This is a genomic window from Streptomyces sp. NPDC044106 (assembly GCF_056433985.1).
The window spans coordinates 1-12,076 of sequence record NZ_JBWKFZ010000031.1 but is presented as its reverse complement, the minus strand read 5'-3'; the positions used below and the strand labels follow the sequence as shown (position 1 = coordinate 12,076).

Annotated in this window: 9 protein-coding genes and 8 pseudogenes; 9 read left to right on the top strand and 8 right to left on the bottom strand. The window is 65.9% G+C overall.

The annotated features are described in order from the left end of the window. Position 1: 1 nt before the first annotated feature. A pseudogene (gene tgmA, locus AC07DI_RS36180) lies at positions 2-220 on the bottom strand (putative ATP-grasp-modified RiPP); the annotation flags it as partial. A gap of 218 nt (positions 221-438) precedes the next feature. Continuing rightward, complete coding sequence (locus AC07DI_RS36175; protein WP_478909068.1) at positions 439-870, bottom strand: hypothetical protein; 432 nt, start codon at positions 868-870, stop codon at positions 439-441. Between the two features lie 182 nt (positions 871-1,052). Here AC07DI_RS36175 and AC07DI_RS36170 point away from each other — a divergent pair. Then, a pseudogene (locus tag AC07DI_RS36170) lies at positions 1,053-2,227 on the top strand (IS701 family transposase); the annotation flags it as partial. Between the two features lie 238 nt (positions 2,228-2,465). Then, positions 2,466-3,379: pseudogene (locus AC07DI_RS36165) on the top strand (transposase). Between the two features lie 60 nt (positions 3,380-3,439). Here the strand turns inward: AC07DI_RS36165 and AC07DI_RS36160 are convergent. The 3 genes from AC07DI_RS36160 to AC07DI_RS36150 form a co-directional block, all read right to left on the bottom strand. Then, complete coding sequence (locus tag AC07DI_RS36160; RefSeq protein ID WP_384259504.1) at positions 3,440-3,772, bottom strand: hypothetical protein; 333 nt, start codon at positions 3,770-3,772, stop codon at positions 3,440-3,442. A gap of 423 nt (positions 3,773-4,195) precedes the next feature. Next, the gene (locus tag AC07DI_RS36155) at positions 4,196-4,324 is read right to left on the bottom strand and encodes a hypothetical protein (RefSeq protein WP_384259502.1); all 129 of its coding nucleotides are present in this window, start codon (positions 4,322-4,324) and stop codon (positions 4,196-4,198) included. A gap of 132 nt (positions 4,325-4,456) precedes the next feature. After that, complete coding sequence (locus AC07DI_RS36150; RefSeq protein ID WP_478909066.1) at positions 4,457-4,699, bottom strand: hypothetical protein; 243 nt, start codon at positions 4,697-4,699, stop codon at positions 4,457-4,459. A gap of 122 nt (positions 4,700-4,821) precedes the next feature. On the opposite strand from AC07DI_RS36150, the gene AC07DI_RS36145 reads away from it, so the two are divergent. The 4 genes and pseudogenes from AC07DI_RS36145 to AC07DI_RS36130 all read left to right on the top strand — a co-directional run. Next, positions 4,822-5,607, top strand: coding sequence for a GntR family transcriptional regulator (locus AC07DI_RS36145; RefSeq protein WP_384259497.1), 786 nt, complete (start codon positions 4,822-4,824; stop codon positions 5,605-5,607). Between the two features lie 317 nt (positions 5,608-5,924). Continuing rightward, a pseudogene (locus AC07DI_RS36140) lies at positions 5,925-6,098 on the top strand (IS630 family transposase); the annotation flags it as partial. A gap of 37 nt (positions 6,099-6,135) precedes the next feature. Next, entirely contained in the window at positions 6,136-6,264 is a 129-nt protein-coding gene (locus tag AC07DI_RS36135; protein ID WP_478909064.1) for a hypothetical protein, read from the top strand. 231 nt (positions 6,265-6,495) lie between these two features. Beyond that, positions 6,496-6,799 (top strand): annotated as a pseudogene (locus AC07DI_RS36130) (helix-turn-helix domain-containing protein); the annotation flags it as partial. A gap of 149 nt (positions 6,800-6,948) precedes the next feature. On the opposite strand, the gene AC07DI_RS36125 reads toward AC07DI_RS36130, so the two are convergent. Then, positions 6,949-8,541 (bottom strand): ISL3 family transposase, encoded by a 1,593-nt coding sequence (locus tag AC07DI_RS36125; protein WP_478909062.1) that lies wholly within the window; start codon positions 8,539-8,541, stop codon positions 6,949-6,951. 61 nt (positions 8,542-8,602) lie between these two features. Between AC07DI_RS36125 and AC07DI_RS36120 the strand changes: the two are divergent. Further along, positions 8,603-8,857 (top strand): annotated as a pseudogene (locus AC07DI_RS36120) (IS630 family transposase); the annotation flags it as partial. A 662-nt stretch (positions 8,858-9,519) separates the two neighbouring features. On the opposite strand, the pseudogene AC07DI_RS36115 reads toward AC07DI_RS36120, so the two are convergent. After that, a pseudogene (locus AC07DI_RS36115) lies at positions 9,520-9,814 on the bottom strand (helix-turn-helix domain-containing protein); the annotation flags it as partial. A gap of 160 nt (positions 9,815-9,974) precedes the next feature. Then, entirely contained in the window at positions 9,975-10,388 is a 414-nt protein-coding gene (locus AC07DI_RS36110) for an SsgA family sporulation/cell division regulator (protein ID WP_384259486.1), read from the bottom strand. A 502-nt stretch (positions 10,389-10,890) separates the two neighbouring features. On the opposite strand from AC07DI_RS36110, the pseudogene AC07DI_RS36105 reads away from it, so the two are divergent. Both AC07DI_RS36105 and AC07DI_RS36100 read left to right on the top strand, forming a co-directional pair. Next, positions 10,891-11,046, top strand: a pseudogene (locus AC07DI_RS36105) (ATP-binding protein); the annotation flags it as partial. A gap of 65 nt (positions 11,047-11,111) precedes the next feature. Then, entirely contained in the window at positions 11,112-11,960 is an 849-nt protein-coding gene (locus AC07DI_RS36100) for an IS5 family transposase (RefSeq protein ID WP_478909121.1), read from the top strand. Positions 11,961-12,076 lie beyond the last annotated feature (116 nt).

Sequence of the window (12,076 nt, the reverse complement as noted above, 5' to 3'; positions counted from 1 at the left end):
GTCAGTCCTGCTCGTCGTCCTGGTCGTGCCCCTGGTCAGGCGCGGAGTCGGAGTTCGTGGTCGTTTGCGTCTCGGTGGCACTGCTGGTGCCGTGCTTGCCCATCTCGATCACCTGGCCGGTGCGGTCGGTGTAGACGCCGAGCTGAGTGGCGGGGTCGAACGTGACCAACGTATGGGGCCGGTGTGTGACGGCCGGGTACGGAGCGAGCCGACCAGCGCCCCAGGGACGGACGGCGGTCTCCCGGGGCCTTGTGGTGCGGGTGCGTCGACGCTGCTGATGACACGCGCGAGAACCGCTGTCTGGCCGAGCTGACGTCCTGCTCGTGCGGCTCGCAGCCGCACGAGTCGGCCCGCCTCAGTCGGTGGCGGTCCACTGGGGTGCAGGTGTGGGGCCGGGGCGGGTGGTGATCGGCTCGCCTTCGGCCCAGTCGTGGTACTTCACCTGGAAGGACTCGTCGCTGGTCGCCGTGTCGGCCGCCGTAGGCACCCGGGTCTTGAGGCTCTTGGGCAGGTCACGCGCGGTGACGACCAGGGTGAAGCGGACGGTGCTGCTGGGCGGTCGGTCGCGTAGGGGAGGTAGAGGGCGCCGACGGCCGGGTCGGCTGCCAGGGCGCGCAGCGGGGTGCTGCCGGTGAGGGTGCGGGTGCCGCCGTCCTGTTCGGCGCGCACGCCGGTGGCGCCGTCGAGGAGCGCCTCGATGTGGGCGGGCTGGGCCAGCCAGCGGGTCTCCAGGGCGGCGTGGACGTCGGCGTCGTCCTCGGCTGCCGCGGTCGCCTCGGGCTCAGTGCGGTATTCGCCGTCCGGGCCGGACCCGGGTCCGGCCACCGCCTCGTGGGGCGTGACGGCGGCGCGGTTGCCGATCAGCACCACCTCCGGCGGATACCAGGGGTGGCCCTCGCCCCCGTCGTAGGCGACATGGGTCGCTGCCTTCGCGGTGCCGGCGTCGACCAGGTCGAGGCGGGCCTGGCCGTGGAACGAGTCGGGGGCACCGAGCTTTAGTACTACAACGGTGCTTGCCGTGACTGCTGGCCAGTTCGGTCGTTGGTCTGGGTATGGGTGGGGACCTTGCTGATGTCAGGTTGTGGGCGGGTGAACTCGAAGCGGTGCACGAGCAGTTCGTGCACCGGTTCAACCGGGAGGAGCCGCGCCAGTCGACGCTGGCCTATATGCGGGGCCTGGTTGCTCCGCTGGGGCGCAAGAACGGCTGGACGCTGGCGGAGGAAGCCGGGCATAGAGGTCCTGATCGCATCCACCGGCTGCTGAACCGGATCGAGTGGGACGCCGATGAGGTCCTGGACGACGTGCGTGACTACGTCGTGGAACACCTCGGTGACCCGGACGCCGTTGTGATCATCGATGACACCGGCTTTTTGAAGAAGGGCATCCGCTCGGCCGGGGTCCAGCGGCAGTACTCCGGCACCGCGGGCCGCACTGAGAACAGCCAGATCGGAGTCTTCCTCGCCTACGCAACCGACCGCGGCCGCACACTGATCGACCGCAGGTTGTATCTGCCCACGTCCTGGACGGACGACCGCGAGCGGTGCCGAGGGGCAGGCATCGACGACACGGTCGCCTTCGCCACGAAAGTAGCGATGGCCAAGGTGATGGTCCGCCGAGCGATCGACGACCGGATTCCGTTCGGCTGGGTGACTGCAGATGCCGCTTACGGCTTCAGTAAAGGCTGGCGTTTCGAGCTCGAGCAGGCCGACGTCTTCCACGTCATGGCCACCACCCGGCACGACACCGTCGTCACCCGCTGGGCGATCGACCACCCCGTCCACGACCTGTTTCCCGGCCTGCAACGGCAGAAGTGGAAACGGCGTTCCTGCGGTGAGGGAGCCCACGGCCGGCGGATCTACGACTGGGCCCGCGTCGAAGTCCGTCCCTGGCACCGGCCCGACCGTCGGCACTGGGTGCTGGCCGCAGTGTGAGCCGCCCCGAGGAGATCTCCAACCACATCGCCTACTGCCCCGCCGACACCACGCTGGACGAGCTCATCCGCATCGCAGACAGCCGCTGGGCGGTCGAAGAGTGCTTCCAGTGTGCAAAACAGGAGTGTGGCCTGGACGACTACCAAGTCCGCCGCTACCCAGGCTGGCACCGCCACATGACCCTCGCCATAGCCGCCCACGCCTGCCTGAGTGTCCTGCGGGCCCGCCAGATGGACACGGAGAAAGCAGAAACGGATCCTCCCAGCTCATCCACCTCAGCCTCGCCGAAATCCGACGCCCGATCACCCGCCTCACCAACCGCCGACCCACCCCGACCCACCACATCCTGCACTGGTCGACATGGCGCCGCAGACGACGACACCAAGCCCGCATCAGTCACTACAAACGACGCGGACACAGACCATGACAACTGCCCAGCAATCAGAACAAGCACCGTTGCAGTATTACGAGTTGGTGCGTGATAGCGGGTGAGGTGTCGTGCCAGGTGGATGGCATGATCCCGCTGTGGCGATCATGGTCAATCGGGCGGTGCTGGCGCATCGGCTGTTCACGGGGATCTCTCGGTCTCATCTTGCCTGTCTGGTCGAAGAGTTGGCCGAGCCGTGGCAGGCCGGGGTCGAAGGTCGTCGGCATGCGACGCGGGGCGGGGCCAGGAAGCGGGCCGCGGGTGCCGGCGCCCGCCATCAGCTGGTGTTCGTCGACAGGCTGGTGGCCACACTGATCCATCTGCGGCACGACCTGCCGCACTCGGTGCTGGGCTTGCTGTTCGGTGTCGACCGTTCCACGGTCACCCGGGCGATCGGAGAGGTGCGCACGCTCCTGGCGGAGCGGGGGTGCGCGGTTCCCGACCGTCCCGGCCTGCGGCTTCGGACGCTGACGGATGTATTTGCCTCTACCCAGGCCGAAGGCATCGAGCTGCGGCTGGACGCCACCGAGATCCAGGTCCGCCGACCACCGGCCGGCCGCGGCGGACGTCGTGCCTTCGTCTCGGGCAAGAAGAAGCAGAACACGATGAAGGCCACCGTGATTGCCGACTGGCGAGGCCGCACGTTATGGGCCGATGCCCTGCGACCTGGGCGTATGCACGACGCCACGGCCGCCCGCGACGAAGGCATCTGCGTCTGCTTCCGGCACTTCCCCGACGTCGAAGTCCTCCCGGACGAGGCTACCTCGGCCTGAGCCGCGACCACCGTGGCCAGGCGATCGCACCGCCCAGAAAACCGTGGCCGGGAGCATTGCCCGGCAGAGCCGAGCAGTGGGAACGGGACCGCCACGGGCACTCGTCCGACCGCATCACCGTCGAACACGCCCTTGCCGATCACAAACGCTGGAAGCAACTGACCCGCTGGACACACCAGCGAGATGTCCTGCCCGACACCTACCGCGCCATCACCGGTCTCGTCTCCGACCGCACCGCCAACATCTGAAAACCGGCCACGGCACAGCCGAACACACCTCACCCGCTATCACGCACCAACTCGTTAGCCTCAGCTCTGTCCAACGGGGACGGACGCCGTAAGAGCCACCGTTCTCACGGCGTACAGGGCGGGTCCGGCGGGCAGTCGAAGGATGCCTGAGCCGGTGGGACGGTCGCACACGGCATCCGTGAGGCCGGGGTCCTGGAGGTCGCCGTGGCGGTCAAGGATCTGTTGGGTGAGGGTGAGGACGCCGAGGGTGAGCCGGACTCCGTTCAGTGCGAGGACAACGGCCCGTCGCGCGCCGCAGTACACGGTGGCGGCCTCGCAGAGCCAACGCGCCTTGGAGCCGGCCAGGACAGCGTCGGGCAGGCTGACACCCCACCCGATCAGAGACTGCTGCACAGTCAGACGGACCTGTAGCGGGAGTTCGGCGTCTGCAGCGGGCAGCGTCCAGATTGTCTGCATGGGTTTCCGGACGGGGCGCAGGCGGCCGTGTGGCGGCAGCCTTACCAGGTCGGGCGGCCAGGGGCGCTCTAAGCTGGGGGACAACTCCGCGTGGAGCGCGCGGCCTTCAGGGGTGCTGTCGGGGGTCATCGGCGATGTCCTCACAGGGCGGGGAGGCTGGCAGCTCCCGGTGCTCGGCAGGGTGGCAAAGCTTCGAGGTGGTGTCGTCGTCGGCCGGACGGCGGCAACAACAGGCCGGCAAGGGGCGACGAGTTGCATGCCTCGTCCACGCTGTCGTCCCGTCCGGCCTTGTGTGTCTGCGAGGGGGGATGGGAGCCGCAGTGCGCCCTCGGAGTGCGTCACGGTGAGGACGATCTCGACTTACCGGGTCTTGCCTAGGGCGTGGAGCACGGAGTTGGCCGCGAGTTTGCTGACGATGAGCTGCCTGTCGGTGCGTGCAGCATCGGGGATGCCCCAGTCGGTGATGTCGCTGGCGACGTGGGTGCGCACTTCGCTCACCGTGCGCGAGCTGGGCCGGGACGAACGCAGGCAGGCAATCGCGGAACAGGATGGAGCGGCGCTGCGGGGTTGCGGTGGGTGTGGCGGGGCGAGAAGACATGGCCCCCGTTTTCCGGGAAGGCGTCACGGTTCACTCACCAGGTCGACTTCAGCCCATATGGTCTCGGTGCCGTCTTTGTGGATGCTGTGGCCAAACTGTTCACCGGTTTCGACGAGTAATCGAAGAAGCCTGAGACGGTCGGGGTCCGCGAGGGAGGCGGGCAGCTCGGCCTCGATGCGGATCCGCCCACCGGTCCGGTTCTGGCTTGGCGGCGTGTTGAGGGTGGCCGTGAGCATGGCGACGATGTCGGTGGCCTTCGAGTTCACGGTTCTCCCACCCACGTCGCATCACTCAACGTATTTCTAATGCATTAGATTGGGGCTGATGCATTAGGTTGTCAACCGATATGCGTGAAAGGGAACTTGAATCACCCGTACAGGGAGTCCGCATGGGCCTCGTCGAGCCGCCGCAGCACCAGCAAGTCGCTGACGACCTGCGCCGTCGACTCGCCGCCGCAGAATGGCGGCCCGGCGACCGCCTGCCGTCCCGGGCTCATCTCGCCCAGCAGTACGGTGTCGGTACCAACGTGTTGCAGAAGGCCGTGGAACGCCTGATCACCGAAGGGGTCCTGGAAGGGCGGGCCGGATCGGGCACCTACGCCGCTCCGCTGCGCGAGCGGCGCCGCATGGTCCGCTCCCGGCCTCGCGAGCACCGCGGCGGAAGCCCCTTCCTCGCCGAGATGGACAAAGGCAGCCGCAGTGGTGCGTGGGAAGCCCATACCAAGGTACGTACGCCGGCCCCCAACGACATTGCCCGCCGTCTGGGGATCGCGACAGGTGATCTGTGCGTACGCACCGATTACGAGTTCCTCGCCGACGGGCGCCCCGCCCAGCTCTCGGTCAGCTGGGAACCCATGGCCATCACCGGCCAATCCCCCATTATTCTCCCTGAGATGGGGCCGCTGGCCGGCAAAGGCATCGTGGAGCGAATGCAGTCGATCGGCGTCACCATCGTGCGAGCCGTTGAAGTGCCCCGTCCGTGCCGAGCCAGCCAGGAGCAGGCAAATCTATTGGGTATCAACCTCGGTGACCTGGTCCTGAGCATCGAGCGCACGTACTACGACGACACCGGACGCGCGGTCGAAACGGCGGACATCACTGTCGCAGACGTCCGCTGGGAAGTCGCGTACGAGATCAGTATCGACCCGCTGGACTCCAAGCTCTTCGCGCCATAGACCAAACACCATTCAATGAGGCGCAGCCACCCCCGACGTCGATGGGGGACGGCGGACCAGTTGCGCCAGGTGTCGTTTGGGCCCGGTACACAGTGCGGGCAGTAGGTGATCGCATCGCCCCAGAACGCGGCACCCCCAGTCGGAACGTGGGTGAGGCATACGTCGCCGAAACTCAGCAACAGGGGCGAACAGGAGCTTCTCGTTCCCTCAAGTACGTAATAGATACCTTCGGTGCCCGTGTGCAGAGGTTCCCCGCTCGCTGCTTTCGGTGGCCGCTGTTCCTTGGTCGACCGCGCCCCGACACCCGCACCGACGGACGCAAAAGCTTCACCTGGACCGACTACAGAGACCTGCTCCAGGCCGCCCACCAGCAGCTCGGCGGCCCGATCGTGCTCATCTGGGACAACCTCAACACTCACCTGCCAGCCGACCTGCGCCGCTACACCGCCGACCGCGACTGGCTCACCGTCTACCCGCTGCCCTCCGTTGCTGCCGCCCTGGCCCGAGCGGTCACCCGGGCCGAAGTCTGTGGCCGACCGGCTGTGCCTGCAGGGCATCCTGTACGTCCGGCACCAGGACATCGCCTGGCAACTGTTGCCCTTGAAGCCCGGCTTCGGCTCCGCACAGACATGCTGGCGACATCTGGAACGCCAGTAACAGGCAGGCGTGTTCGACGAGTCGCACCGCGTCCTGCTCGCGAACCTGAGAGCGGCCAGCGACCTCGACTGGACTCGCACGTGCAAGACGGCTGTACGCCTTGTCGCCCAGGAGGGACTCGGAGCGACGGTGGGGTGGACCGGACGTCCGGCGAGCGTGATGCCGCGTCCATCGTAGATCGGGTGGCGACTCCCGGGCTGCCCCCACCGCGAACTGCGCAAGCGTCGGATCGTCCGGTCGGTGCAGCGGTGGCGACGGGCGTGGGACAAGGACGGTCCACGGGCCCTGCAGTCGACCGGCTCGGTCTCAACGCCGCGGCTGGCTGCGGTGCATTTCACCCAATTGGAGCGGGAACTGGCCAAGGGGCCCGTCGCGCACGGCTGGCCTGCCCAGCGCTGGACACTCTCGCGGGTCAAGACCGTGATCGGGCGGCGCTGCCATAAGAGTTACACCCTGCAGGGTGTGCCCAAGCTGTTGATCAGGAACGGTACTTCCTGCCAGGTGCCGGCCAGACGGGCCGTCGAACGTGACGAGGCGGCCATCACCGGCTGGGGGGGAAGGAGACCTGACCGCAGGTGGAAGCACCGCGGCGGCGCTCGACGCCCGGATCGTCTTTGAGGACGAGTCCGGTTGCTCGATGGGCTCTGCCAAGATTTCCGTGAGAGGTGACATTGGGTCACTTGCTCAAGCGAGCAGTACCCGCTTCCGGAGCAGCGCGAAGCTGGCTCGTCCGTACATCTGACGCTTGAGCATCTTGATCCGATTTACGTGTCCTTCGACGGGCCCAGAACTCCAGGAGAGAGCCAGTCCAGCAACGACAGCTTTCTCGTCACGCCGTAATCCGTCAGCCAGGGCGACCATTGTGGGAAGCCCGCTGGAACTGACGGCACTGAGCCATTCTTTAAGGTTCTCGCCGGACAGATTGCAAAGCATGCGGGCGAAGGTATGGACGTGGTCGCGGACAGTTGCCAACTCCGGGCAGCGGTGCAGGGCTTCATCGAGTTGTTGTTTCTCTGTCGGGTTCAAACGATCTGGATGCCACATGATCCAGTTGGTCACCTGTTGCGGCTTGAGGACGGGTATTGGTGAACGGATCGATCCCAGAGATGTCCGAAGGGGATGCAGGTAGTGCCGAACTGCTTGTGCAGTACGCCCTGGGTAGCCTAGCTCGCATATTTCGCGATACAGGAGTGAGGCGTTGGTGCAGCCTTCGTTCCAACGGCGAATTAGATAAGGCTTGTAGTCGTCCAGTGGTGTTGTGCGCATCGCCCCGTCGATGAGTCCATCCGGTACCTCTGCGCGGGCATAGCGCCGTGCTGTTGACCGGCCCATTCCAAGTTCCCGGCTGATATCGCTGATTGAACGGCCCCGTGCGAACAGTCGCTGAACCTCTCGGTGGCGTTGACGGGTTCGAGTCGCGAGCCACTTCTCACGGCCGGTGTCAGGGTCGACCGTGGATGGAGGAGCGGTGGCCAAGCGTCTGGTAGAGGGGGCGGTCAGCGCCGGTGGGACGAGGCAGGCGCGATGGGCGATGACGGTTCTCTCGACAGCGTGCGCGAGGTTGTCCCAAAAATGCCAGCGATCAGCTACTTGTAGTGCTTGAGGCGCACCCGCTTTCGCCGCTTCAGCGTAGCCGCCTGCCCGGTCCCTGCAGAGTATTTCGACACCCGGATGCTCGGACAGCCAACTGGCTACCAGTTCTTTCTCCCGCCCTGGCAGCAGATCCACGACCTCGTGACTTTCGGCGTTGACCAGGACGGTCCCGTACTTCCTGCCGCGTTTGGTCGCGAAATCGTCTACCCCCAGAACTCTTGGCTCCAGCAAGGGAGGATCAGGCAATGCAATCACCATGTTGAGCAAGGTGGTTCGGCTGACGGTGACGTGGAGTGCCGCTGCCAGTCTGGCGCCAGCCCGGCCGGCGAGGGCCAAAGCTATTTCGTGAAGCATGGCAGCCAGTGTGGTAGTGCGCCGTCCGTAAGGAACAGTCAGGCCGTCAATCTGTTCAGTAAAGGACCGGCGTCTGCACTCAAGTGCATCGCAGGAAAGTCGGCGCACGGATAGTTGAACAACCACGGAGCGTCCGCCTACGGGAGCGTCATCCAGACTTCGTTGATACCAGCTGTGCACACGAACGGAATTCGCACCGCAGTCTGGACATGGACGCGCAACTTCACGGGCACGCGCATCGACCCGTACTACGCACCCGACTAACGACACCCTCCCCACCAGCACCGCAGCCAGATGCGGGAACAACACACGAAGCAAGTTGTCGCACACACTCGACGATGCCAGCGAAGTGACCCAATGTCATCTCTCACGGAAATCTTGGCAGAGCCGCTCGATGACGCCGCCCGCCTCCCGCACCTGGGCCCGGCGCGGGCACACCTTCGTGATCGGGGCCCGCGGACGCTCCCGATGCAACATCTCCATAACGGCGCTGACCTGCTACAACCCCGGCGAATGCTCCAGGCTGATCTACCGGCCCCGCCGTGACGAGGGTCGGCACGACGGACACAAGAGCTTCGCCTTGACCGACTACCGCGACCTGCTGATCGCCGCCCACCACCAACTCGGCGGCCGGATCGTGCTCGTCTGCGAGTTCAATCTCAGTAGTAGTTCACCGCCATTCCCTGCCCGTCGCATCGAAAGGCAGCATCACGACGACAGCCCACAACTCCAACACCCCGCGGAGGTTGGCGCCTCCAGGCGAGACCTCTATGCCGCGGCGTAGCTGAGGAGGAGATCCTGAGTGCGCTCCAGGTCCCGCTCCGTGCGCAGCTGCAGTTCCAGGTCTCCCGGGCCGTGGTGGCCGAGCCACGTCACGTCCCGGGTGAAGCCAAGGATGAGGTCGACTTCGTTTGGGGTCGGCCTTGAGGTAGACGAGGATCTTGGTCTGCTGCGGCGGACAGACGCTGGCGAAGTTCCGCAGCCGTCGGTAGGCACCGTACTGCTTGCGCTGGACCCGGGCGAGGCCGTCCCCGAGCCCGACCAGGACCTCGTCGACCGCCTGGGCCAGCTTGGCCATCGCACCGTCCTGCTTCCGCACCGGCACCCCGGCCGCACGGAGGCGTACCGGCTTTGCCGGGGTGGGTGCTCCGACACGGAACCCACGGTCTCAAGGCCGAAGTGGTCGCTGCCGAAGTGCCGGTAGCGGACCAGGTCGATCGAGCGCCGGTGCTCGCGCACGGCATGCGCGTCGTAGCGGGTGAAGTCGTCGGCCACGCAGATCAGCCGGGGTGCGCTCCACAGGGTCTGGGACTTCGCCCGGATCGCCGTCATCGCCTCGTCCAAGGAAGCGGCGAGGGCGGCCGGGGCCTCGACGGGTGCACGTATGTAGCGGTACACGGTCGCGATCCCGATGCCGAACCCGGCGGCGAGATGGGCGTAGGTGTCACCGCACCCTAGGTGGGCCAGGGCGAGCAAGACCTGACGTGCGGCGGGAAGATGCCACCACCGCGTCCCGATCTCTTGCCGCCGGGCTGTCAGTTGCCTGAGTCAGGAATCGCCAGATGTGGCTGGGCAGATCAATCGAGGACGGGTAGGCACGCATGCGAAGCTCTTGGCGGACACGGGTGATCTTGGTCTAGAACCCGACTACCAGGAGCTTCGTCGTTACGCAGGACGATCCAACTCGCGATCAGCGCAGCCAACTTGGCAAGTGCTCACCGTTGCCTTCCCTGTCGCTGCTGGTCGCTCAGGTCGCTGCCGCCTCAGGCGCCGCCGAGCAGGCGCGAGAGTCCCTGGTCGAGGGCGAGGCTCTCCTCCTGGCCACCTGCGGGCATCACGGCGTACGACTGCGCCAGAAACCGGCACAGCACCATCTTGTCGAACTGCACCAGGGCCAGCCCCTGGTGCGAGCGGAACTCAATGACCGTCCGCGCCCGCCCGCACGGCCAGATGTGCACGTCACCGCCGCCCGCCGGCGCACTCATCCCCTCCTCCAGGAGCTGCCGGGCGAACATCCAGGTGACCTCCGCACCGTCGAGCGACGCCTGCGAGGGGAAGACCATCTGGATGGCCACTGGGTCCTCCGCTGAGTAGCGCAGGGTGACGGGCAGGGCACGTTCGCGACCCGCGGGGGTGATGAGACGGGCACGTGCGGGCTGTTCGAGGGTGACGACCATGAGCGGGGCTCCACTTCTGGCTCTTCTACACTCGGTATGCGGATGCAGTGACTCCTGTGCCTCATGACCCCCGGTAAAGGGGGGGCATTACACCGACTTCCCGAGATACGTATGCGACTTCCGCCAGTCATCGATCTTCACTTGGACATTCGCTTCTTAGAGTTGGGGACTCTCGAAGTGGAATCAAGAAGGCGCTGCACCATACTGCCTCGTCAATAATTCCTTGCCTCCACTGATACGGACCGAGCGAATCGTCAAGCAGCCGAGACCCCAAAGGAATCCACAAAGAAGCGAGCGGAGGACATGGACGCCGATCTCGATTCAAGAGCAGGGCCTACGCCAGCTTCCACACGTCAACTTAGTTAATTCTGAGCAAGCCAACGAAGGCCCGGCCGCAGATGAGGGGGCCATGGCGGCCAGTCAGGCCTTTCGAAACCTGATCCTAAGCGGCCTTTCGATCAGGGGCTACCGCGAACATCAAATATCGCGATAGGTAATACCTTTCACGGCGCGGGGCCAGGTCTTCGGGGACGAGGTGCTGGCCACCGCGATCCTTGACCGTCTCCTGCACCACTGCGAGGTCGTTCCGATCAACGGCAACAGCTATCGGCTCAAGAACCGCCTCCAGGCCATCGAGCGGGAAACCGAAGTGGCCTAGTGGGTGTCTGAGAAGCCCCGTTCAGGGCAAGCGGGTTGGTAGTCGCTGCGCTGATGGAGACCGAGATGGCCGGGGAACGGCGCGCGTATCCGACCGACCTGTCCGACGTGGAGTGGGCAGTGCTGGCACCGCTTGTGCCGCCGCCCAAACCAGGCGGGAGACCGTCGAAGCACCCCCGCCGCGAGATCATCGACGCCCTGGCCTACTGGATGCGGGCCGGCTGTGCATGGCGACTGCTGCCGCACGACTTTCCGCCGTACCAGACCGTCTACCACTACTGGCGGCAGTGGCGGATCGAGAGCCGCTGGGAAGAAATCCTCGCCGCACTGCGAGCCAGGGAACGTACTGGCCAGGGCCGTGAACCCACCCCGAGCGCCGGAGTGGTGGACAGCCAGAGCGTCAAGGCCACTGAACGCGGCGGCTGGCACGGATACGACGGCGGCAAGAAGGTGCTGGGCATCAAGCGCCACCTCCTCGTCGACACGTTCGGCCTGGTTCTGGCGGTCTGTGTCAGCCCCGCGAACGTCAGCGACCGCGACGGTGCCGCCGTGCTGCTGGCCCGGTGCGCAGGCAAGTTCCCGCAGCTCCGGCACGTGTGGGCAGATCAGGGGTATCGCGGCCGGGACTTCCTGGACTGGGTCCGTGAGGAAACCGGGATCACCATCCAGATCGTGCAACGGAAGGACGGTGGGTTCCGGCACACCTGGGCCAAGGCGGACGCGCCGCCGCGCGTGGTGCCGATGTTCACAGTGGTCCCGCGCCGGTGGGTCATCGAGCGGAGTTTCGCCTGGCTGGGCCGATACCGACGGCTCTCCAAGGACTACGAGTACCTGGCGAGCAGCCAGGAGAACGCGATCTACCTGGCAACAGTCATGCTGCTACTACACCGCACAGCGGCAAGAACCCAGCCCTGAACGGGGCTTCTCAGACACCCACTAGGAGCTGTCCTGGCGATCACCCGTAGGGTGCCTCGGTGGTACTTTGCCCGGAAGTCGTGGGAGGGGTGGGTAGGTCGGTGGATAGGGAGTTG